Source organism: Arthrobacter sp. C152 (assembly GCF_054890965.1).
On sequence record NZ_JBTZSU010000003.1, the window covers coordinates 48,874 to 69,834 of the forward strand.

Annotated in this window: 16 protein-coding genes; 7 read left to right on the forward strand and 9 right to left on the reverse strand. The window is 61.1% G+C overall.

From position 1 onward, the window contains the following. Nucleotide 1: 1 nt before the first annotated feature. Genes ACYSM9_RS02925 through ACYSM9_RS02945 form a run of 5 tightly spaced genes read right to left on the reverse strand, consistent with a single transcriptional unit; the run spans nt 2 to nt 3,718 of the window. On the reverse strand, nt 2–628 hold the full coding sequence (locus ACYSM9_RS02925) for a 4Fe-4S single cluster domain-containing protein (protein ID WP_461855504.1): 627 nt from the start codon (nt 626–628) through the stop codon (nt 2–4). Further along, entirely contained in the window at nt 625–1,425 is an 801-nt protein-coding gene (locus ACYSM9_RS02930) for a ComEA family DNA-binding protein (protein ID WP_461855505.1), read from the reverse strand. Before ACYSM9_RS02930 ends, ACYSM9_RS02925 begins: the two co-directional genes overlap by 4 nt. Then, nucleotides 1,415–1,645, reverse strand: coding sequence for a hypothetical protein (locus tag ACYSM9_RS02935; RefSeq protein WP_461855506.1), 231 nt, complete (start codon nt 1,643–1,645; stop codon nt 1,415–1,417). Before ACYSM9_RS02935 ends, ACYSM9_RS02930 begins: the two co-directional genes overlap by 11 nt. Next, nucleotides 1,642–2,070, reverse strand: a complete 429-nt coding sequence (locus tag ACYSM9_RS02940; protein ID WP_461855507.1) for a hypothetical protein — start codon at nt 2,068–2,070, stop codon at nt 1,642–1,644. The genes ACYSM9_RS02935 and ACYSM9_RS02940 overlap by 4 nt, the downstream gene beginning before the upstream one ends. A gap of 7 nt (nt 2,071–2,077) precedes the next feature. Further along, nucleotides 2,078–3,718 carry an AAA family ATPase gene (locus ACYSM9_RS02945; protein ID WP_461855508.1) on the reverse strand — a complete coding sequence of 547 codons (1,641 nt, stop codon included), beginning with the start codon at nt 3,716–3,718 and terminating at the stop codon, nt 2,078–2,080. 366 nt (nt 3,719–4,084) lie between these two features. Between ACYSM9_RS02945 and ACYSM9_RS02950 the strand changes: the two genes are divergently transcribed. Beyond that, nucleotides 4,085–4,393 (forward strand): DUF4234 domain-containing protein, encoded by a 309-nt coding sequence (locus ACYSM9_RS02950; RefSeq protein ID WP_461855509.1) that lies wholly within the window; start codon nt 4,085–4,087, stop codon nt 4,391–4,393. Nucleotides 4,394–4,914: 521 nt separating this feature from the next. On the opposite strand, the gene ACYSM9_RS02955 is transcribed toward ACYSM9_RS02950, so the two are convergent. Both ACYSM9_RS02955 and ACYSM9_RS02960 read right to left on the reverse strand, forming a co-directional pair. Further along, a complete protein-coding gene (locus tag ACYSM9_RS02955; RefSeq protein ID WP_461855510.1) occupies nt 4,915–6,573 on the reverse strand; it encodes a thiamine pyrophosphate-binding protein in 1,659 nt (552 codons plus the stop codon). Nucleotides 6,574–6,693: 120 nt separating this feature from the next. Beyond that, complete coding sequence (locus tag ACYSM9_RS02960) at nt 6,694–7,191, reverse strand: Lrp/AsnC family transcriptional regulator (RefSeq protein ID WP_461855511.1); 498 nt, start codon at nt 7,189–7,191, stop codon at nt 6,694–6,696. A gap of 93 nt (nt 7,192–7,284) precedes the next feature. Here ACYSM9_RS02960 and hisC point away from each other — a divergent pair, with 93 nt between their 5' ends. Both hisC and ACYSM9_RS02970 read left to right on the forward strand, forming a co-directional pair. Continuing rightward, nucleotides 7,285–8,382, forward strand: coding sequence for a histidinol-phosphate transaminase (hisC, locus tag ACYSM9_RS02965; protein ID WP_461855512.1), 1,098 nt, complete (start codon nt 7,285–7,287; stop codon nt 8,380–8,382). 52 nt (nt 8,383–8,434) lie between these two features. After that, a complete protein-coding gene (locus tag ACYSM9_RS02970; protein WP_461855513.1) occupies nt 8,435–9,847 on the forward strand; it encodes an amino acid permease in 1,413 nt (470 codons plus the stop codon). A gap of 137 nt (nt 9,848–9,984) precedes the next feature. Here the strand turns inward: ACYSM9_RS02970 and ACYSM9_RS02975 are convergent, their stop codons facing one another. Both ACYSM9_RS02975 and ACYSM9_RS02980 read right to left on the reverse strand, forming a co-directional pair. Beyond that, nucleotides 9,985–10,932, reverse strand: a complete 948-nt coding sequence (locus ACYSM9_RS02975; protein ID WP_461855514.1) for a hypothetical protein — start codon at nt 10,930–10,932, stop codon at nt 9,985–9,987. Between the two features lie 40 nt (nt 10,933–10,972). After that, on the reverse strand, nt 10,973–11,386 hold the full coding sequence (locus ACYSM9_RS02980) for a MerR family transcriptional regulator (RefSeq protein ID WP_461855515.1): 414 nt from the start codon (nt 11,384–11,386) through the stop codon (nt 10,973–10,975). A 312-nt stretch (nt 11,387–11,698) separates the two neighbouring features. On the opposite strand from ACYSM9_RS02980, the gene ACYSM9_RS02985 reads away from it, so the two are divergent. The 4 genes from ACYSM9_RS02985 to ACYSM9_RS03000 are packed head-to-tail and all read left to right on the forward strand — an operon-like array spanning nt 11,699 to nt 20,944. Next, complete coding sequence (locus ACYSM9_RS02985; RefSeq protein ID WP_461855667.1) at nt 11,699–14,818, forward strand: DUF3427 domain-containing protein; 3,120 nt, start codon at nt 11,699–11,701, stop codon at nt 14,816–14,818. A gap of 54 nt (nt 14,819–14,872) precedes the next feature. Continuing rightward, nucleotides 14,873–16,708 (forward strand): N-6 DNA methylase, encoded by a 1,836-nt coding sequence (locus tag ACYSM9_RS02990; protein ID WP_461855516.1) that lies wholly within the window; start codon nt 14,873–14,875, stop codon nt 16,706–16,708. Continuing rightward, nucleotides 16,695–18,002, forward strand: coding sequence for a restriction endonuclease subunit S (locus tag ACYSM9_RS02995; RefSeq protein WP_461855517.1), 1,308 nt, complete (start codon nt 16,695–16,697; stop codon nt 18,000–18,002). Before ACYSM9_RS02990 ends, ACYSM9_RS02995 begins: the two co-directional genes overlap by 14 nt. Next, nucleotides 17,999–20,944 (forward strand): type I restriction endonuclease subunit R, encoded by a 2,946-nt coding sequence (locus ACYSM9_RS03000; protein WP_461855518.1) that lies wholly within the window; start codon nt 17,999–18,001, stop codon nt 20,942–20,944. The genes ACYSM9_RS02995 and ACYSM9_RS03000 overlap by 4 nt, the downstream gene beginning before the upstream one ends. Nucleotides 20,945–20,961: the final 17 nt, after the last annotated feature.

The window sequence follows — 20,961 nt, forward strand, 5'->3', positions numbered from 1 at the left end:
TCTACCCAGCGCCTGCCCTGCGCGCCTTTCTATCCGTACCCGTAACTTCTAACAAGTTCTTGAGACCGTCACTACCAAGGAAGCCGGCGACGTCAATGGAACCATCAGGAAGGATGCGAATATCAACGCGGTTGGCAGCGGCATCGGGTCTGTAGGAGTGATACCGATCGGAGATGTGGATGAAGCGCTGATTGGTCGAGCCGACCAACGCGCGCTGCTTTTCCTGATTCCAGGACTGATACGGACCGTCAACGAGTAGGTCGATTGCAGCGAGGAACTCCTCCGTGTCGCCGCCTCTGCTCTGGAGGGACTCGTACTCATATCCCGAGAAGGCTATGACTCCTAGGCCGAGTTTTTGTGCATCCCTAGCAAGCTTGGCTCCGCCCGAAGGCTGGTCGAAAGGCTCGCCGCCGATCAGGGTGAGGCCCTCGACGCTGCTCGACATAGCGCCCTGGAGGATGGCATCGACAGACATTTCACTTCCGCCAGTCGGACTGAACAAATGCGGATTTATGCATCCATCGCAGCGGATGCTGCAGCCCTGAAACCAAACGGCAGTGCGGAGGCCAGGGCCTTCGGCTGTCGTCCCGTCTAGGACCCGCGCGATGCGCAGTACTTCCGTTGTCAAAGGTCGAGTCTGCGGGCTGCTTGATTGGCGCTGCGGCGTGTCGGCTGTGCCGGCGCAGGCGTCGCTTCGCTGCTTGGGCCTCCGAAGACGAGCCTATGGCGGTGTGGAATCAGAAGGTGCGGCTGTACCTGGGCCTTGGCCATGAGCTGTTCGAAGGAGGTGTACGGCCCCTGGTTCTGACGCGCCTCCACGATACGTCCGGCAGTGGCGTAATCCAGGCCCAGCGCAGTAGCGAGATCTTGGGCAGAGGCGGTGTTCACGTCAATGTTGGCCGCCGGGGCGCCATGACCGGAAAGGTTTTGTGCTGGCGGGGCAGGTTGCACAGGTGGGGCTGCAGGTTGCGGAGTTGCTGACCTGAAGGCTGCCGCGGAAGCGTTGGGGTCATAGCCGATGGGAGGGGCGGCGTTAACTGCAGGCGCGGAGGTGCCCGCCTGCGCATACCACTTGGTGTCGCCAGCGTGCGCTTTCCACACCAACCATTTTCGGTTGGTGACGAAGGTAGCGACGAGGCCGCCAACAAAAGTCAGGAACCAAGCCCATCCCCAAATGGTGCTTGCCGTGGAACGAATAGGTGCTTCCTTAGTGCCACTATCGAACGTTCCGTTGGCCACCATGAGGCCGACTCCGAGGACCAAGAAACCGATGCCCATCTGGATCCACAGCTTGTTTTTGGCTTTCACACCGCGGATGAGAAATCCGACGCCTGTGAGCAAGCCGAAAGAGAGAATGCTCCAGAGCACCCCGGCGCTGTTCCGCAGCCGCCATGTTCGTGAACACAGTTTCTCTTCAGGCGTCATCGTCAGTCGTCCCCTCATGCTGTAGTTGCTGCGTTGCCACTGATTTCGTGGCGGTTTGATAGTAGGCCGGTGTAAGGCGTGAATCTGCAATGACTGCATCGGGCAGAAGGGCCTGAATCGCGGTCAGCCCTTCTGTGCAGGCGGTGCCGGGACCGCTTGCCTCTGCGGTTATGGATCCTGAGGCCGAAACGGTGATGGTAATAGTCTTCTTTTGCATCATGTCGCCTGTTCGAAAACGAGTTGGACTTCACCGTTGGTCGCGGTCTGTGAGACAAGGACCATTCCCATTTCTGCGGCTCGGGCGTGCAGGGATGCAATGGTTCTTTGCTGCAGCAAGGCGCCGACGCTCATATCCAGCGCCGCCAGCATATTGGACGTCACCTGGTCGTCTGCACGATCAACACGTCCGAGAAATACTTCGCCGATTTGTTGGAAGGTGATCCGGCCGTATGGGCTGTCACCTGTGATGCGTCCTTGTGCAACGCTGAGGTTAGTACCGCCCATGGCCACGAGCGCGTCCTGTAACAGTTGCTGGTCCTTGATGCGGGTGGTCTTGCACTTCTCGCAGAGATCGGTGCTTCGTGCTTCCCGGATGGCGGCAATGGCGGCAATACCGAGAGGGATGAGGAGGACTTCGAGACTCATGGCCGACCTAGTCCCCAAAGTCAATCTGCCGGCCGCCGCGCCACGAGTTCACGTCTGCGGGGGCTGCTGATCCACTTGTCGAGTAGTCGCCTCTGGAACTGGTGGACGTTGCTGCCACGGCACGTTGTGAAGCCCAATCCCGTACTCCCTTGATCTGCTCCGCCTGTGTGACCGACAACGGGACGGTGTTGGTGATAGCCCTGCGGAGATCTTTTTCATTCAGCCGCCGCCGCTCCGAGAAGGCTTCAAAGCAGGCACTGACCGCGGCTTCAGCGATTTCTGCCCCTGAGAAACCCTCCGTAAGTTCCGCAAGGTAGCTCAGAGAGTCGTTGTTGATGTCGAAGTCGCCGGTCGCAGCTGATCCCGCCGTGAGCCTCTTCTCGAGCTGGATCCGCCAAATGTGAAGTCGTTCCTCCCTCGTTGGCAGGTCCACGAAGAAAATTTCGTCGAAGCGGCCCTTTCGGAGGAATTCCGGTGGAAGGGTATCGATCTTGTTTGCCGTGGCGATGACAAATACAGGGTTCTTCTTCTCCTGCATCCACGTGAGGAATGTCCCGAAAACGCGCTGGCTGGTGCCCGAGTCTCCGCTCCCGCTTGAGCCGAAGCCTTTCTCGATTTCGTCTATCCACAAGATGGAGGGTGAGACCGCTTCAGCGAGCCTCAAGGCACCGCGCATGTTCTGTTCGCTGGAGCCCACCAGACCAGAGAATACGCGACCGACATCAAGCCGGAGCAGTGGCAAGCCCCAAAGCGTGGCCATGCAGGTGGCGGTAAGGCTCTTGCCGCAGCCAGGGATTCCGGTAATCAAGACACCCTTGGGTGCAGGGATGGACCACCGCTGCGCTTCGGGCAGCCAGGATCCGTTCCGCTTCTCCAGCCATTTCTTGAGGTTTTCCAGGCCGCCCACGTCGTTCATCGTGCCTTCCGGAGTGATGAACTCCAGCAGTCCTGACTTCCTGATGGTCTGGCGTTTCTCATCCAGGACCAACGCAATATCCGAGGCGTCCAGCCGGCGGTCGGAGGCGATGGCCCGTGCAAAGGCGTTCTCTGCCTCGCCAAGGGTGAGGCCCTGTGCCGCCTGGATAAGCCGCTGGCGTTCGTCCGAGCTCAGGTCGACGACGATGGATGCTGCATTCGCGCTGACTATCTCGTCCAGCACGCCCTCAATTTCCCCTGCCGTCGGCAGCGGTAGGTCGACAACGGTGACTTCCTTTTCCAAATCGGCCGGAAGAGTCATCCCCGGGGACACAATGATGAGGGTGTGCGGGACTTCCCCGGTGCGGAAGGCCGTAGCGACGTCTTGTACTGCCCGGACCATCGTCGGCTCAGCGGGGCGTCCTTGGGCACCCAGGAAGTGGTGCAGATCGAAGAAGATGAAGATAGTCGGTTCTTGAGTCTTAATCGCTTCGGTGAGGGCAACGTCCGGAGCGGTCGGTTTCCCCGTCATCTGGCCGGGAGCGTGCAGTCCCTTTGAAACGGTGTAGGCCGTGACCCGCCGATGACGCCGGATATCTGGACTTACCGCGACAGCTTCTGCTGCGGCAATCACCCTGTCGCCTTCGTGGGTTTCAACGAGAAGGATCGGGTGCCGGGCTCGAATCAATTCCACCAGTGTGGCCCCGAACTTCAGCGGCGTCTTTGAATTCACATCTGCCCCCAACATATTCCTGTCACGACTGATGGAAGCATATCCCACCTGCTTCGACCGCGTTAGAAGTAGAAATTGTCCACCAAGACGGCGAAATGCAGGAAAGCCGCGCCGTGGTGGCGCCCGTCGAATGCCAAAGCCTCAAGAGTTTGGGAACGACGCCAGGGACAGCGCCCCACTCTGCCCAAGAGAAAGTCGCTGCAATTCTCGAATATGACATGCCGCTCAGGATTGCCTCAAGATTGCCGCAGGTTTGGCATTTGCCACGATGCTTGTTGGATATCGTCGCCGGGGGGAAAATCTACGACGCTACCGATGCGCCCGAGGTGTTACTCCGACATTCCAATTGACGCGATTAGGAGAATCATGAAATACCGCAGCATCGCAGCACCGCTACTTTTGCCCCTCGTCACCTTCGGCATCTATTCCTTGGTCTGGAGCGTGAAGACGAAGAACGAAATGAACAAATCCGGTACCGGCATCCCTACGGCCTGGTTGCTAATCGTACCCATTGCCAACATCGTCTGGCTGTGGAAATACTCGGTCGGTGTCGAGGTCTTCACGCGAAGGGGCATGGGACGTCATGCAGCCTTTTGGCTGATGTTTCTCCTCGGAACCATCGGTTCAGCCATTGTCCAGCACGAGTTTAACCGGAAGATCGCCCCGGTCAGTTGAGTTCGCCTCGCGGCTTCGTCAACGCATGACGCTAACGCGCAGGACACGCTGGGTTGAGGATCCGGGAGGGCCACGAGCGGGAGTTCTTCCATATTGATAACAGCGGTGTCTAGGACTGCACTCTGCTGACGCCGAGGTAGTCCAGGTGCCGCCACAGCTAACCGGGCCGCAGACGTTAGCGGTCGTCAAACGGCCAATTGTTTTCACTCGCCAATGCTTCTAAATAGCCCCGCCGAATGGTCCAGATTCCGTTTTTCTGCGGCGGGTCCTGCCACGCCCCATCCTTGTCCAACCTGCCTTGGTCCCGAAGCTTGCGAAGGTGAGCCCGTAAGGTTCGTCCTGTCCGGCCAACTGCATGGGCTGCCTCGTCGGCAGTCAGGTGGTCTCTCATTCAGTCCGTGTCTCCGTTCATCTTGGAGTCATTTCTAGGAATGCATCAGTCAGCGGAATCAGATTATTCAAGGGACAGGGTTTTTTGGCAGCCAACAATAAACCTGCTTTATAAGGTTCGCGCCCCGTAGTTACCCCGCCACCGCCGCTCTCATAGCCCGGGTCGCGTTCATCCACTCCGTCAGCCAGGGCGCCCGGACGGTGGACGTGATCCGGCAGTCGGCCACGAACGTCCCACGAGCGCCAGCGTCGATCCAGCTCTGAAGCGCCGACAGGTCAGAGAGCGAGCGGATAACTGCTGAGTTAGCACCCAAAGCGCGAGCAACCCCGCTGAAGTCCACCTCCGGGATCAGCATCGGCTTCTGGGTCAGGCCCTGCGACCCGTACTGGTGGATCTCGGCCCCGTAGGCGGCGTCGTTGTAGATCACCACGATCGCGCTGCGGGCTGCACCGATCAGCGATTCGAGGTCGGATAGGCCCATTAAAAGACCGCCATCCCCGGTGGCCAGCACCAGGGTACGGCCGCCCTCCACGGCCCGGGCTGCCCCGACCGCACTGGCCAGCCCCAGCCCGATCGACTGGAAGGCGGTGCCCACCATCACCAGGTCCTGAGGCCGCGGGATGTTCCAGTACATGGGCGCCCAGCCGATGAAGTGCCCGCCGTCCTGGACCACCGTGCGGCGCTCCGGCAGCACGGCATCCAGCGCCGTGGCGAGGGCGCGGGGGTCCAGCCGGCCATCAACGGTTTCAAAGGAACCAGCAGCGTGACCGGGTCCCGCAACAAGACGCTTGGAGGCTTCCGCACGCCACGCACCGGCAGCAGCTTCGCCGTCAACCAGTGACAACAGCCGCGAAGCAGCAGCCTTCGCATCAGCCCGAACAAACACATCTACCCGCGGATGAGTCGGTTCCACCGCAGTGTCGATCTGAATAACAGTCGCATCGGCGCCGAGCAGGTGGCCGAACCGCATGGTGAACGGGCTCAGGCTCGCCCCGGCCACCAGGACCACGTCGGCCTCAACCATGAGCCCGGCCGCGGTGTCGGTGCCGAAACCGCCGGCCACGCCCAGGTACCCCTCGCCATTGAGGAGGTTGAGCGCGAGGGCGGTTCCGGCGGTCAGTGCGCCGAGCCGGTCGGCGAGTTCGCGGAGCTCCGGCCCGGCTCCGGCGAGGTGCGCACCCCGGCCGGCCAGGATCAGCGGCCGACGTGCCCCGGCCAAAAGGCGGGCCACCCGGGCAAGGTCAGTGCCGCCGTCGTCCGTCACCTCCAAAGCCGCCGGCTCCGGAAGGTCCTCGTCCGCTGCCTCGAGCGCGGCGAGGTCGTAGGGGATGGCAAGCACGACGGCGGTGCGCCGGGTGAGTGCGTACTCCACCGCCTGCCGGGTGACGGCGCCCGCGGCGTCGCGGGTGACGGTGAAGGTGGCCGCGCCGAGGCCGGCGGCGATGGCAGCCTGGTCGACGTCCCAGGGTCGGGCGCCGCTGGTGGGCGCATCCCCGGTGACCAGCACAACCGGGATTTGCGCCTGCACCGCCTCGGCCAGGGCGGTGAGCGCGTTGGTGTAGCCGGGGCCGTAGGTGGTGGTGCCCGCGGCGAGCCGTCCCGAGGCCCGGTAGTAGGCGTCGGCCGCGGCGATGGCGGCGCCCTCGTGCCGGACGGGGGTGAAGCGCAGGCCCTGCTGCTCGGCGGCGTCCAGGAAGTAGACGTTGCCGTTGCCCATGACGCCGAAGACGTCGCTGACGTAGCTGCTGAGAACCTCTGCCACTCGGCCCGAGACGGTAAGTGAAGTCATGCAGGAATCCTGTGACGCAGACCGCAGAAGCGGCAAGACACGGAATTGCGGCTGGGATTTTTGGCAGCGGAAGTGAGGAAGAGTGACAAAACGCCCACCTGTGGCGCGCATCACTGGCGCTTAGTCGCGGGACTCCTGCTCCGACAGCCGGCTGATCAGCCCGTCGTACCGGGGCGGCATGAGCTCCAGGATGGAGATGGCTGTGCTGGTCCGCTCGATCCCGTCGATCTCCAGGATCTCGTTGGTGATGCGGTAGAGGTCGGCGGTGCCGCGGGCCACCACCTTGGCCATGAGGTCCGCGTCGCCGGTGGTGGCGTGCACCTCGATGACCTCGGGGATCGCGGCGAGCCCGTTCTCCACCGAGCCGGTCCGCGTCTGGCTGATGGACAGCGAGAGGAAAGCCATCAGTTCGTAGCCCAGCGCGGCGGGGTCCAGCCTGCGGCTGAAGGAGCGGAGCGCGCCGCTGCGCTCCAGCCGCGCCAGCCGGGCGTGGACGGTGTTGCGTGCGACGCCGAGTGTCCGGGAGAGTGCCAGGGCACTGGCTTCGGGGTCCTTATCCAGGGCAAGGATGATCCTGCCGTCGAGGGAATCGAGGGTGCGAGAGTTCGCGATGGTCATATTTTCACCACAGGTACTAGAAGTTGAGCAGAAGTCCCAAGCATCAGAGCGTACCTTGCAATGTGGCCCGGGTCACTTCCATGATCGGACCTCATGAGCCCTGATCAACTCCTGGCCCCACCGGCAACAAAGCTGCCCACCCTCCGCAGCGCCGTCACCGGTCTTCCCGCCTACATCCCCGGCAGGCGCAGCGCCGGCGCGGACATCGCCGCCCTCGCCAGCAACGAAAGCCACTACGAGCCCCTGCCCGCAGCCACCGCCGCGGTGGCCGAGGCGGCCGGCAGGATGAACCGCTACCCGGACATGGCCGCCGTCGAACTCCGCGAACGGATCGCCCGGCACCTGGGCGTCACCGTCGACGAGGTGGCAGTGGGGCCCGGCAGCGTGGGCGTCCTGCAGCAGATCATCACCGGACTGTGCGACGCCGGGGACGAGGTGGTCTTCGCGTGGCGCTCCTTCGAGGCCTACCCCATCCTGGTGGAGCTGGCAGGCGCCCGGCCGGTCCGCGTCCCGCTGGACGACGCCGAGGGCCACGACCTCGACGCCATGGCTGCCGCCGTCACCGGCCGCACCAAGGTCATCCTGCTCTGCACGCCCAACAACCCCACCGGAGTGCCGATCAGCCACGGCCGCCTCGAGGCCTTCCTGCAGTCCGTCCGCCCCGACGTCCTGGTGGTGATCGACGAGGCCTACGTGGAGTACGCCGGCGCCGGCAGCGGCCCCGATTCCCTGGCGCTTTACCGCCGGTACCGTAACGTTTGCATCCTGCGCACCTTCTCCAAGGCCTACGGGCTCGCCGGCCTGCGCGTCGGGTATGCCATTACGACGGCGGCAATCGCCGAGGGCTTGCGGCGCACCGCCCTGCCGTTCGCCGTGAGCGCGCTGGCGCAGAAGGCGGCGATCGCGTCGCTGGATGCGGGGGAGGAGATGGCAGCCCGGGTGGCCGCGGTCAAGCGGGAGCGGGCCCGGATGGCCGCGGAGCTGGAGGCGCAGGGCTGGATGCTGCAGCCGAGCCAGGGCAACTTCCTGTGGATTCGCGCCGACGATGCGCTCCTGGCGACGCTGGTGGATGCATTCGACGCCGCGGGCATCATGGTCCGCGCGTACCCGGGCGACGGCATGCGGATCACCGTGGCCGACCCCGCCTCCAACAACCGCGTGCTCCGGCTCCTCGCAGCCCACGCCGCCTGACAACTTCCTGACCTTTCCCCAATCCGTTCCACCCACAACCAGAGGAATCCCCATGGAACAACAGACAAAGACGTCTGCCCGCCCCCTCGGCGCGGCCCTCAAACCCCGGCAGCTCACCATGATGGGGCTGGGCAGCGCCATCGGCGCTGGACTGTTCATCGGCTCCGGCGCTGGCATCCAGGCCGCCGGCCCGGCGGTGCTGATCTCCTACCTCGTGGCCGGCACGCTCATCATCCTGGTGATGTGGGCCCTTGGCGAGATGGCTGCCGCCAACCCGGACAGCGGCGCCTTCTCGGTCTACACCGCCAAGGCCTACGGGCCGGTGGCCGGTGCCACGGTGGGCTGGCTTTGGTGGATCCAGTTGGTGGTGGTCATCGCCGCTGAAGCGCTCGGCGCGGCGGGCCTGCTGGCCACCATCTTCCCGGCGCTGCCGGTGTGGCTGATGGCCTTGGTGTTCATCGTGGTGCTGACCGCCGTGAACCTGACGAGCGTGAAGAATTTCGGCGAGTTCGAGTTCTGGTTCGCCCTGCTCAAGGTGGCCGCTATTGTCGGGTTCCTGCTGGTGGGCTTCGCGCTGCTCTTCGGCCTGATTCCGGGCGTGCAGTCACCGGGCCTGAGTAACTTCATGGGGGAGGGCTTCGCGCCCAGCGGGTTCGGCGGTATTGCGACGGCGTTGTTCGTGGTGGCGTTCGCGTTCGGCGGCACCGAGATTGTGTCCGTGGCCGCAGCCGAAACCGCCGAGCCAGCCCGCAGCGTGAAGAAGGCCGTCCGGACGGTGCTCTGGCGCATCCTGGTGTTCTACATCGGTGCCATCTTCGTGATCGCAGCTGTGGTTCCGGTTGGTTCGGCAGGACTGAAGAGCCCCTTCGCCGCGGTGCTCGAAGCTGCCGGCATGCCCGGCGCAGCCACCGCCATCACCCTGGTGGCCGTCGCGGCCCTGCTCTCTGCCCTCAACGCCAACCTCTACGGCGCCTCCCGAATGGCGTTCTCCCTCGCTGAGCGCGGCGAAGCGCCGCGTTGGCTTGCTTCGGTGTCTTCGGCGCGGGTGCCGGTGGTCGCGGTCCTGGCCAGTGTCGCCTTCGGCGTAGTCACGGTGGTGCTGGAGCTGATGTTCCCCGAGATGGTCCTTGGCGTTCTGCTAAACATCGTGGGGTCGACGTGCCTGCTGGTGTGGACGTCCGCGCTCCTGGCCCAGCTCGCGCTGCGGCTCCGAGCCGACCGGGACGGAACGGAGCTTCCCTTGCGGATGCCCGGGTTCCCGTGGTTCACAGGCCTTGGCCTGCTGATCCTGGCCGCGATCTTCACCGTGGGCTTCATCGGCGAGGACTCCCGCCCGCAGTTGCTCAGCACCTTTGCACTCGTGGCGGTTCTTGCGGCGGCCAACTGGCTGAACCACCGGAAGCGCGACGCTCTGACCCACGTGGAGTCTTCGGACGATGACAAACAGCCGGTGCTCATCGACTGACCATCGTGAGTGGCCGGTCATACGAGTGTGGAGTGTGTCCGTATGGCTTCGACTGCGTCTCTCCGCCCAAAACCCGATTGGGGCGGAGAAACGCATGTCGGATGCTGCGCGGACGGCAGAACTAGGAAGTCATGAAGTCAGAGCGTCTCGCGTATCTCTTCAACTATCCATTCTGACCACTCCAGGAGGTCAGCGGCGGAGGTTGAGTGCAAGGTGCGCGATTCCACTGAGCATGCGTAGCCGGCCCCGGCAGGAAGAGACGCAAGGAGCTGGTTGCGGAGGCGTTTCTGGCCACTCTCAATGCTCTTCATGTCGAAGTCCCCAGCGGTGGTGTTCCAAAGGCCTGAGGCCTTGGCTGTTGCTTCGGAGATCATCGGAATGAAGACCACGCGTTTGTCGTTTCCGCCTAGATACCATCCCCTCGCGGCGCCGACCAGCCTGACTTCAGGATCGCTGGTGTCGCCAGCCGCGTACTTCTTGGCTAGCTTGCGGATGAGGGTGGCCGCCTTCGGAAGCACATCCTGTTCCAGCTTGTCAGGATGGGGCACCCGCGCATAGCGGGAACCGATACAACGACCGAAATTCGCCCGCTGAGGCGCCGAGAGGGGATGGAGGACTTTAACGCTAGGGTGCAGTAGCGCAGTTTTGTCGACACTGGTGAGAAACCTCAGGTCGGCTATGGGGAGCTTTCCGTCCATCCCCGGAAATTTGTCATCCGGAAGTGGGAAGTATCGCGGGGACCTCGGACCTGAGGCCAGGGCTTGCCAGTCCTGGGATGGAACGTACTTGACGGGGCATACGACTAGACACGGCTCGATCTGCGGGGACCGTGCAATATCGCAGTCTTGTGTGATCACTACGTACCACCCCACATCGCTCTCAATGCTAAGAGACCACACTTCCTCCCCTGGCTCTATCTCGGCAAGGCCTTCATGCTGTGCAGTGGAGTTCCAAGCAGCACTGTGGCCTACTCCAACGATATTGACCGCACCCAGAGAAATTACGTCCCCTTGGGAAATGGTGCTCAGGCGAGTCATAACGTTGGCCAAGGTCAGTGAGGACTGTTGTGCGGCCGTTTCGTTCATGTCTTCTCTTCTGCTCGGAGTCTGGTTTGCAATTAGTCATTCATCGGCTGGCTGCGACAAGCACCCTTCGCGAATGACCTAAGACCTCATCAAACACGGAGTTGCTGCTACGGCCATCCGTTATATCGTCGGCCGGGCTTTCCGCCGATTCGAGTGTTCGAGTCGCCCGCAAATCCTCCTGAAGCAAGGACTGTGGGCTGACCTGCACCTCTGGGCCCGCAATGAGCTTCCCACCCTTAAATTCGGGAGAAGCTCCCAGACGCAGAGGCTGGGGAGATAATGCTGAGGCAAGTGCCTCTCGAACCTCCTCGACGTTGTAACGTCGATGTCCCTTGGGGGTTACCTCGAATGGAATGAGGCCTTCCTTAGCGTAACGAGCGACTGAATCAACTGAGATACCTAGAGCTGTTGCGACTTCCTTGGGAAATTGGGTACGTGAAACTACTGCACTCATAAGGAATCCTTTTATTTTTTATTCGTATTATTTGTCGTTTTTAGGATTTTTAGATTTTTATTTTTAGATATTTTATTTGTCTTTTGAGTGGTTTCGCTAGCCGCATCCCGCGCGAAAACCCTGAGCTTGCAGGTGTTGCAGTGCTTGCGGGTCTTGCATGGTTTGCAGGTTTCAAGCATGCGATAGTTCGTGCTGAACGTCAAGATGGGACACCATGCGAGCTGGCTGACCCGCGGCATCCCATGCTCCGACTGTGATCGCTAGTAGCCTGGCGCGGTGACTAACTTCTTTGGGGGATTGGCAGCTGGACAGCTGCCCGAGGGCCTGTACGAGCTGCTCAACACGGATGGGCTCGGCGACCATCTGAAGCAAGAGCAAGGACTCCACCCAGTCTTCGCAGACATAAAGGACGAAGACTCCGCGGACGTACTCGCCCGCCACGTCGCCGACGCCGTCCGGCGCGCCCTCGCCTCGGCCCAACCCACAGACCGCGTCGCCCTCGCCAACAGGCTCCTCCAGGAACTGAACACTCGAGACCGCATCGCCCCGGGTCCAACCCAGCTCCAGTCTCTCCACCGCCCGGATAAGCTCAAAGGTCGCAGCCTGCGCCGCCCCTACACCAAACTGAGCGATTCCGCCTTGCTGACTAACAGCAAGGACGAACCCAACCTGGCCGCGGAACTCCGAGCCGAAATCGGGTCCGCCGACACCGTGGACCTTCTCTGCGCCTTCGTCCGGTGGACCGGACTGAGGCTGCTGGAACCAGCCCTGCAGCAACTCAAGGAGCGCGGCGCCAAGCTCCGGATCATTACCACCACCTATATGGGTGCCACCGAACGCCGTGCCATTGACGAGCTCGTCAGCCGGTACGGGGCCGAAGTCAAGATCAGTTACGAAACCCAGGCCACGAGGCTGCACGCCAAAGCATGGCTGTTCCGTCGCAACACCGGATTCGACACCGCCTACGTAGGCAGCTCCAACCTGAGCCAGGCTGCGCTCCTCGACGGGCTTGAATGGAACGTCCGCCTCAGTTCCATCGCAACGCCCGCCCTCTTGCAGAAGTTCGAGGTCACGTTCGACAGCTACTGGGAGCAGCGGGCGTTCCAGAGCTACGACCCGGAACGCGACGGCGAAAAGCTGGACGCTGCGTTGGAACGGAACGGCGGCCGGCGCACCGCGGCGCCGGATGCAATTACCGGCCTTGAAGTTCAGCCGTTCCTGCACCAGGAGGAGATGCTGGAGGACCTGGAAGCCGAGCGGTTCAAGGGCTTCAATCACAACCTGCTTGTCGCGGCCACCGGGACCGGCAAGACGGTCATCGCCGCCCTGGACTACAAGCGCCTTACCGAGACCGCCGGAAGAAGCCTAAAACTCCTCTTCGTCGCCCACCGGCAGGAAATCCTGAAGCAAGCGATGCGCACTTACCGTGACGTCATGCAGGACGGCGCCTTCGGTGAGCTCTACGTGGGGGACCACAAGCCGCGGGAGTGGAAGCACATCTTCGCGTCCGTCCAGTCGCTGTCTTCCCTCCGCATCGAGCAGCTGGAGCCGGATTTCTTCGACGTCGTCGTCATTGATGAGTTCCACCACGCCATGGCGCCCACCTACCGTCGCCTGCTGGACTACCTGAGCCCGCAACTGCTCCTTGGGCTCACCGCGACACCTGAACGCGGTGACGGCGTCGACGTCGCCAAGCAGTTCTTCGAAGGCCGCACGGCCAGCGAGCTGAGGCTGTGGGACGCTCTGGACGCGGACCTGCTGGTCCCGTTCCACTACTTCGGCGTCTCCGATGACGTCGACCTGAGCCAGTTGGAGTGGAAGCGCGGCAACTACGACACCACGCAGCTGAGCGCCCTCTACACCGGAAACGACGCCCGCGCCGCCAAGGTGATCCGCGAACTTAGGGACAAGGTCACCAGCACCGACCAGATGCGGGCCATCGGCTTCTGCGTCTCCGTCCAGCACGCCCGCTACATGGCCGAGGTGTTCAACCGAGCGGGCATTGCCTCCGTCGCCGTCGACGGGACTACTGACAATGCTGACCGGGAGGAAGCCCTCAGGCGCCTGGGGCGGCGGGAGATCAACTGCATCTTCGCCGTCGACCTTTTCAACGAAGGCCTGGACCTGCCGCAGGTGGATACCATCCTGTTGCTCCGGCCCACCCAGAGCGCCACGGTCTTCCTCCAGCAGCTGGGACGCGGGCTGCGCCGTGCCGAGGGCAAAGCCGTGCTGACGGTCCTGGACTTCATCGGCCAGCAGCGCCGTGAGTTCCGCTTTGATCTGCGCTACCGGGCATTGACCGGCTACGGGCGCAAGGAGTTGGAGAAGGCTGTCGAGGACGAGTTCCCGTACCTGCCGTCCGGCTCGCAGATCGTGCTGGACCGGGTGGCGCAGAAGGTGGTCCTGGACAACATCAAGGCACAGCTGCGGTTCAACCGGGCACAGTTGGTCCGGGATATCGCCTCCTACGCCGAGACCGAGCTGGAGGCCTATCTGGAGCGGTCCGGGAACGACGTGAAGACGATCTACCGGTCCACCAGGGACTCGTGGACCGGGTACCTCCGGCAGGCGGGACTGATCGAGGGGCTCTCACCCCTGGAGACCGTGTTGCGCGGGAAGCTCGAGGAGCTGTCGGACGCGGAGGAGAAGAAGCTGCTGGGCCGCATGGCCGCGCTGATTCACGTGGACGATCCGGAACGTGCGGCCGCCTATTCGATGCTGGTTGCCCCCAACTCGCCCCGCTATGCGGACCTCGGCATGCGTGAAAAGGCTTTCGCGCGCATGCTCTTCTTCACGCTGTGGGATGACGGCGGCGGGTTTACAACGTACGACGGCGGACTGGACCATCTGCGCGGCTACCAGTTTGTGTGCCGCGAGATCCGCCAGGTGGTGAAGCTGGGAGTAGCGGCGTCCAAACATGCAGCGAAGAGCCCGGGTGCAGGGTTGCAGCATATTCCGCTGTTGTCGCATGCCACCTACCGGCGCGAAGAGGTTCTGGCTGCGCTGCAGTACGGCTCGCTGGAACAGGGCAAGAACGTCCAGCACCGGGAAGGCGTTGCATGGTGTCCTGCAACTTCCACAGATGCCTTCTTTGTCACCCTGAATAAGGACGACAAGAAGCACTCCGCGACCACGATGTACAAGGACTACGCGATCAGCCCGGAGCTGTTCCATTGGGAGTCGCAGAACGCTACATCACCGAATAGCCCGACCGGGCGCCGATATCTGGACCGGTCCTCCCACGGCTCGAGGATTCTGATCTTCACGAGGGACACGGCCGACGACGAGACCGGGCTGACAGTTCCTTATACGTGCCTCGGGCAGGTCGACTATGTGCAGCACTCGGGGGAGAAACCGATTGCGATTACCTGGAAGCTCCACCGGCCGATGCCGGCGGATGTGTTCGCTACTGCGGCAGCCGTGGCGCACTAAGGCGGGCGCGGCTAAAGGTTGCCGTCCTCATATCATTATGCAAATATAACAAACATGACAGATCTAGCGATTGATCCTCCGCTCCTGCAAACGATTCGTGCCAACCTCGACCTTACTCAGGCTGAATTGGCTGAGCGGCTGGGTGTATCGTTCGCCACGGTCAATAGGTGGGAGGGGGGCGTGAACAAGCCTCAGAAGGCCCAGCTGGCCAGGATCACTGCATTGGCCGAGGAGGCAGGTGTTGATCTCGACGTTCCTCCTGTCCTTGGAGGCACTATTATCACCCGTCGACGGGGTCGCCTGGCCAAGCCGGCCACTCCGACCACCAAGCCGATGGAACAGATGCTGTGGGATGCGGCCTGCTCGATCAGGGGAGAGAAGGACGCGCCCAAGTTTAAGGACTATTTGCTTCCTCTCTTGTTCCTTAAGCGTTTGTCGGATGTATTCGACGATGAGATTGACCGGCTCTCGGAGGAATACGGCGACCGCAACGTTGCCCTTGAGATCGCGGACAACGATCACGACCTTCTCCGCTTTTACTTACCTGCAGAGGCGCGTTGGGCTGTTATCAGCGGCCGTGCACAGCACGATTGGCCCGACGACGAGCGCGGCCGTTCAACCCGGCCTCGCGACATCGGTGAGCACCTTACCAAGGCCGTGCGGGCGGTAGTCCGGTACAATCCGAGTCTCGCTGGTGTTATCGACGTCGTCGACTTCGCTGCCGAGCGTAACGGCGAGCGTGACATCAATCCGGCTAAACTGAACGGCGTCGTGGAGACGTACTCAGATCCTCGCTATCGTTTGGGTCTCGCTGACGTGCAGCCCGACTTCCTCGGCCGGGCCTACGAGTATCTGCTCCGCAAGTTCGCGGAGGGGTCGGGTCAGAGCGCTGGTGAGTTCTTTACCCCGACCGAGGTGGGGTTCCTGATGGCCCGCATCCTCCGTCCTAAGCCGGGGCAGTCCTGCCATGATTACGCTAGCGGTTCGGCAGGGCTACTCATCAAATTGCAGCTCGTTGCCAACGAGCTAGACCCTACGGCAAAGGTACCGTTGAAGCTTTACGGGCAGGAGCTCCAAGCGGAGAGCTATGCAGTTGCACGGATGAACGCGATCATCCACGACATGGATGTCGACCTGCGCCGTGGTGACACGATGATCAATCCGAAGTTTCGTACCCCGTCAGGATCGCTCGATCGGTTCGACCTCGTCGTCGCGAATCCGATGTGGAACCAGCCATTCGACACCAGCCTCTTCGAAGACGATCCCTACAACCGTTTCATTCCGAATGGCGGCGTAACGTCCGGCAAGGGCGACTGGGCTTGGCTGCAGCACACTTTGTCCGTTCTTAAAGACACTGGACGCGCTGCCGTCGTCCTAGACACGGGCTCGGTCACCCGTGGTTCGGGCTCGAAGAACGAGGACAAAGAGCGCAACATCCGCAAGTGGTTTGTCGATAATGACCTCATCGAGGGAGTCATCGTGCTTCCCGACAACCTCTTCTACAACACGACCGCCTCAGGCGTGATTGTCGTTATCAACAAGCGAAAGCCCGAGTCCAAAAAAGGCAAAATCACGCTGGTTAACGCCAGCAAGCGCTTCACGAAGGGCAAACCCAAGAATCACCTCGCCGAGGCGGACGTTGCCCAGCTTGCCCAGCTCTACAACAATGGTCAGCCTGTCGACGGCGAGGTAGCAGTTATCGATCTCAGTCAGGCTATAGCTAAGGACTACAAGCTCAACCCTAGCGAATGGGCGAGCACCTCCAGCAAAGTCGAGGTGAGACCCCTGCATGAGCTGGTCAGCGAGCTTGAGGCCCTGGAGGATGAGAGCCGCCGGCTTACCGAAGCCCTATCCGCTGTACTGGCAGGAGTCCTCAATGAGTCTGCTTGATCTTGCTTTCCAGGATGGTCGCCCCTGGGCACGGATCGGTGATCGCTTTGGTGTGACCAGGAAGCCCCGTTCGATAAGGCGGCACGAATACGAGACCCTCGCTTTCTTCCCGATGGACGTGATTCCGCAAGGCGGGGCGTACGCTCCAGATAGATTTGTCGTAAAAGCCCCTGGAGAGATCACAAGCGGTACTTATTTCGAGCGAGGTGACGTGCTGGTCGCCAAGATCACGCCGTCGTTCGAAAATGGCAAGCAAGCATTGATCGATTCCCTGGAACAGCCCTACGCCTATGCCACCACCGAAGTGATCCCACTCCACGCCCTGACAGCCAAAGACGATCCACGATTCCTATTCTTCTATCTGCTTCATCCGGATATCCGGCACTACGTCGCCGAACGAATGGAAGGCTCTACTGGACGTCAGCGAGTCTCTGAGGAGTTGCTTCTGAACCTTCCAATGCCTGACATCGGTATTGTCGCTCAGTCACAGGCGGCGGATGCGCTTGAGCTGATTCATGTTGCTGCCACGTTCGAGAAGAACGCAATTGCAGTGGCGTTGGAGACGAAGGCTGCGGCCATGAAGGAGTTATTCACGCGGGGACTACGGAGCGAGGCGCAAAAGGCCACCCAGATCGGTCCTGTCCCCGAGAGTTGGCAACTTGTTCCTCTGGGGGAACTCGGTAGGATTGGCAACGGCTCGACCCCAAAGCGATCCACTAGGTCCTACTGGGACGAGGGAAACTTTCCGTGGCTGAATAGCGCGAAGGTCTACGACCGTGATATTCGGGAGGCGGAGCAGTTCGTGACGGACCTTGCCCTGAGGGAGTGTCACTTGCCTGTGCTCGAACCCGGGGCAGTTTTGGTTGCCATCACTGGACAGGGGAAGACCCTTGGTCATGCCGCCGTTCTAAGCGTCCCAGCGACGATCAATCAGCACCTGGCCTACCTTCAGCCGGATCTCGAAAGGGCCGAACCCAAGTTTATACGCGGGTACCTGGAGACTCAGTACGAATACCTGCGTGCAGTCGCTTCGGGTGGGGGCAGCACCAAGGGGGCGCTGACGTGTGGCTTCCTGCGAGGGATGATCGTCCCGATGCCGCCGACCCTCGAGGAACAACAGGAGATCGTCGCGGCACTGGATGCGATCGATCGCAAGATTGACCTTCACCGCCGTAAGCGAGAGGTCCTGGACCAACTATTCGAATCATTGCTGCACAAGCTGTTGACTGGCGATGTATTGGTCGGGGATCTCGACTTCAGCGCTCTGCACCGGATCAATGGTAGGGCGTCATGACACAGATCAAGATTTCCGAGGCCAAATCGGTGCAATTCCCGATGGTCAACCATGCATCAGGAGTTGGCTGGGAGCAGCTCACCCCCGAAGAGGCGGAGCGTATGCGTCGTGGGCGGGCGAACATGTTGTTCTCAAATGTCCTGGAGAAAAAGCTCCTGGAGCTCAACCAGTGGCTAACTGAGGCGCAGGCGCGAGACATTGTAGAGAGAATTGAAGCACTTCCGGCCACTATCGAGGGCAACCGGGAGGTGCTTCGGTGGCTGCGAGGTGAGCGCCAATGGAATGATGAAAATGAGCATCGTCACCGCCCAGTTTTGGTTGTGGACTACTCCTTCCCCGACAGAAATGCTCTGCATGTCACGTGGGAGTGGAAGATCGAGCCGCCGGCTCGAGCCAAGGGAAATCGTGCTGACGTAATGTTCGTAGTTAATGGCATCCCGGTCACGATCATCGAGCACAAGAACCCAAAGGATCGCGACGCCCTTACCAAAGCCGTCACCCAACTCCGACGCTACGAAATGGAGACCCCCGAGCTCCTCGCCCAGGCGCAACTCCATAACGAGACGCACTTAATCGACTACTGGTACGGCGTCACTTGGAACGTTAACCGTCGCATGCTCTTCAAATGGAAACACACGAGTGACGAGTCCTACCGGGAGGCCGTGCAGGCGTTCTTCGAGCCGCATGACTTCTTGCGAACGCTTCGCGAGTGGGTGCTCTTCTACATGGAGGACGGCGAGACCAGAAAGTCTGTTCTCCGCGAGCATCAGAGGCAGGCCGTCGACGCCGTAGTCGAACGCTGCGAGGACTCGACGAAGAACCGTGGGCTGGTTTGGCACACCCAGGGCTCGGGTAAAACCTTCACATTACTGACCGCGGCTCAATTGATTCTGAGCCAGAAGGACCGTTTCAAGAATGCCACCGTCATCTTGGTCGTCGACAGGACGGAGCTCGAAGGCCAGCTTAAGGAGTGGGTCGAAAGGCTGCTTGGTGAGATGCAGGCGAACGACATCCCGGTCCGGCGAGCCAACAGCAAGGACGATCTGCAGGACATCTTCGACTCAGGCTTCCGCGGGCTCGTAGTTTCGATGATCCACAAGTTCGAGACTATCCGGAAGGACAGCTCCAGCCGCGAGAACATCTATGTCTTCATCGATGAGGCCCACCGCTCAGTAGCGGCCGATCTAGGCTCCTATCTGATGGCCGCGGTGCCCAACTCCACAATCATTGGCTTCACTGGCACGCCGGTCGGAGGAACAGACGGAGGCGGCTCCGGCTCGTTCCAGATTTTCGGCTCTCAGGACGACAAGGGCTATCTGCACAAGTACTCGATCATCGAATCGATCGATGACGAGACAACGCGGCCAATCAAGTACATGTTGGCGCCTTCCTCGATGTCTGTGGGACCCAAGGACCTCGATGAACAGTTCTATGCCCTCGCGTCTGACGAGGACGTGACGGATATATATGAACTCAATAAGGTCTTACAGCGAGCCGTCGGAATACGCACTTTCCTCGGGGCTGACAGTCGTGTCAAGCAGGTGGCCGAGTTTGTCGCCGATCACTTCAAAAAGAACGTCGACCCCCTCGGGTACAAGGCTTTCCTCGTCGCCGTCGATCGCGAAACATGCGCGAAGTATAAGCGAGCGCTCGACGAGCTCCTGCCGGCTGAGTGGTCCGAGGTGGTCTACAGCGACAATGTCAACGATGTGGTCGACCGCCCCGATGTCCATGCACTCCAGTTGTCGGCTGACCGGGAGAAGGAAGTACGCCGACAGTTCAAGAAGCCCGACCAGCATCCTAAGATCCTCATCGTCACGGACAAACTACTCACCGGCTACGATGCGCCCGTGCTTTACGCCATGTACCTCGATAAACCAATGCGCGACCACGTCTTGCTTCAGGCGCTCGCCCGTGTGAACCGACCATATATCGACAGCGAGGGTGTGCAAAAAAAGGTAGGGCTCGTTATTGACTTCGTCGGCATTCTTAAGGAATTAGACAAGGCCTTGCGTTTCGACTCAGAGGACGTGAAGGGTGTACTTGAGGACCTTGATGTTCTCACGGCGGACGTGCTTCGTAAGATCGGCGCCGCATCGAAGGAGTACCTCCAGGTTGATAATGAACAGGGTGCCGACCAACAGCTGGAGAGCCTGGTGTATGGCAAGTTCATTTCGCCGGAGGAACGCAAGAAGTTTTTTGACGACTACCGTGATATTGCGTCGCTGTGGGAGATCCTCTCGCCGTCGGCGGAGCTGCGCGATCACATCGCGACTTATAAGCGGCTTTCTGTCCTGTATGCGGCGGTTCGCAATGCCTACTCTGAGGCCACCAGCTTTACTGCCGACCTTGAGCACAAGACCAAACGCTTGATTGAGGAGAGCGCCACTCAGGAACGTCTTGGTCGTTTCACTAAAGTGGCCACCTTCGACGTGCAGACTCTCCAGGCACTTGGCAACGATGACGGCCCTCCGGAGGAGAAAATCTATAACCTTCTCCGCGGTTTGCGGAAGGAAATGGAGGACAGCCCGGCTTCGGCAGTAGTGCTACAAAGCATCAAGGAGAAGGCGGACCGCGTCATCGAGGGCCTCGAGGAACGCAAAGTTAGCGGCCTCGCCGCCCTGAGCAAGCTGAAGACTATAGCCGAGGAGAAGGACAAGCTGCGTGAATTCGCAAGAAAGAGCGGCCTGTCTGATCGCGCCTTCGGTATCTATACGACTCTAAGCAAGGCGCCGGCGCTGGTGGAGTCGGCCGCGGACATACAGGGAATCGCGACGACAATTGAAATTGCGGTGGATCAGTTCCCACACTGGAAGCAGAACATTGACGAGCGTCGTCGCCTCCGCAGCGGTCTTTACAAGCCGTTACTTGACAGCAAGGTTCCCGTCAAGGAGTGCAACGAAATCATCGAGAACGTCATGAATGTCTTGGATAAAGTCTGATGGCACGACCAAAGATG

What these genes read in the sequence shown, in the direction of transcription:
- ACYSM9_RS02955 (WP_461855510.1), bottom strand. Translation starts at nt 6,573, where the DNA reads ATGACTTCACTTACCGTCTCGGGCCGAGTGGCAGAGGTTCTCAGCAGC.
- ACYSM9_RS02950 (WP_461855509.1), top strand. Translation starts at nt 4,085, where the DNA reads ATGAAATACCGCAGCATCGCAGCACCGCTACTTTTGCCCCTCGTCACC.
- ACYSM9_RS02995 (WP_461855517.1), top strand. Translation starts at nt 16,695, where the DNA reads ATGAGTCTGCTTGATCTTGCTTTCCAGGATGGTCGCCCCTGGGCACGG.
- ACYSM9_RS02980 (WP_461855515.1), bottom strand. Translation starts at nt 11,386, where the DNA reads ATGAGTGCAGTAGTTTCACGTACCCAATTTCCCAAGGAAGTCGCAACA.
- ACYSM9_RS02990 (WP_461855516.1), top strand. Translation starts at nt 14,873, where the DNA reads ATGACAGATCTAGCGATTGATCCTCCGCTCCTGCAAACGATTCGTGCC.
- ACYSM9_RS02940 (WP_461855507.1), bottom strand. Translation starts at nt 2,070, where the DNA reads ATGAGTCTCGAAGTCCTCCTCATCCCTCTCGGTATTGCCGCCATTGCC.
- ACYSM9_RS02975 (WP_461855514.1), bottom strand. Translation starts at nt 10,932, where the DNA reads ATGAACGAAACGGCCGCACAACAGTCCTCACTGACCTTGGCCAACGTT.
- ACYSM9_RS02935 (WP_461855506.1), bottom strand. Translation starts at nt 1,645, where the DNA reads ATGATGCAAAAGAAGACTATTACCATCACCGTTTCGGCCTCAGGATCC.
- ACYSM9_RS03000 (WP_461855518.1), top strand. Translation starts at nt 17,999, where the DNA reads ATGACACAGATCAAGATTTCCGAGGCCAAATCGGTGCAATTCCCGATG.
- ACYSM9_RS02930 (WP_461855505.1), bottom strand. Translation starts at nt 1,425, where the DNA reads ATGACGCCTGAAGAGAAACTGTGTTCACGAACATGGCGGCTGCGGAAC.
- hisC (WP_461855512.1), top strand. Translation starts at nt 7,285, where the DNA reads ATGAGCCCTGATCAACTCCTGGCCCCACCGGCAACAAAGCTGCCCACC.
- ACYSM9_RS02960 (WP_461855511.1), bottom strand. Translation starts at nt 7,191, where the DNA reads ATGACCATCGCGAACTCTCGCACCCTCGATTCCCTCGACGGCAGGATC.
- ACYSM9_RS02970 (WP_461855513.1), top strand. Translation starts at nt 8,435, where the DNA reads ATGGAACAACAGACAAAGACGTCTGCCCGCCCCCTCGGCGCGGCCCTC.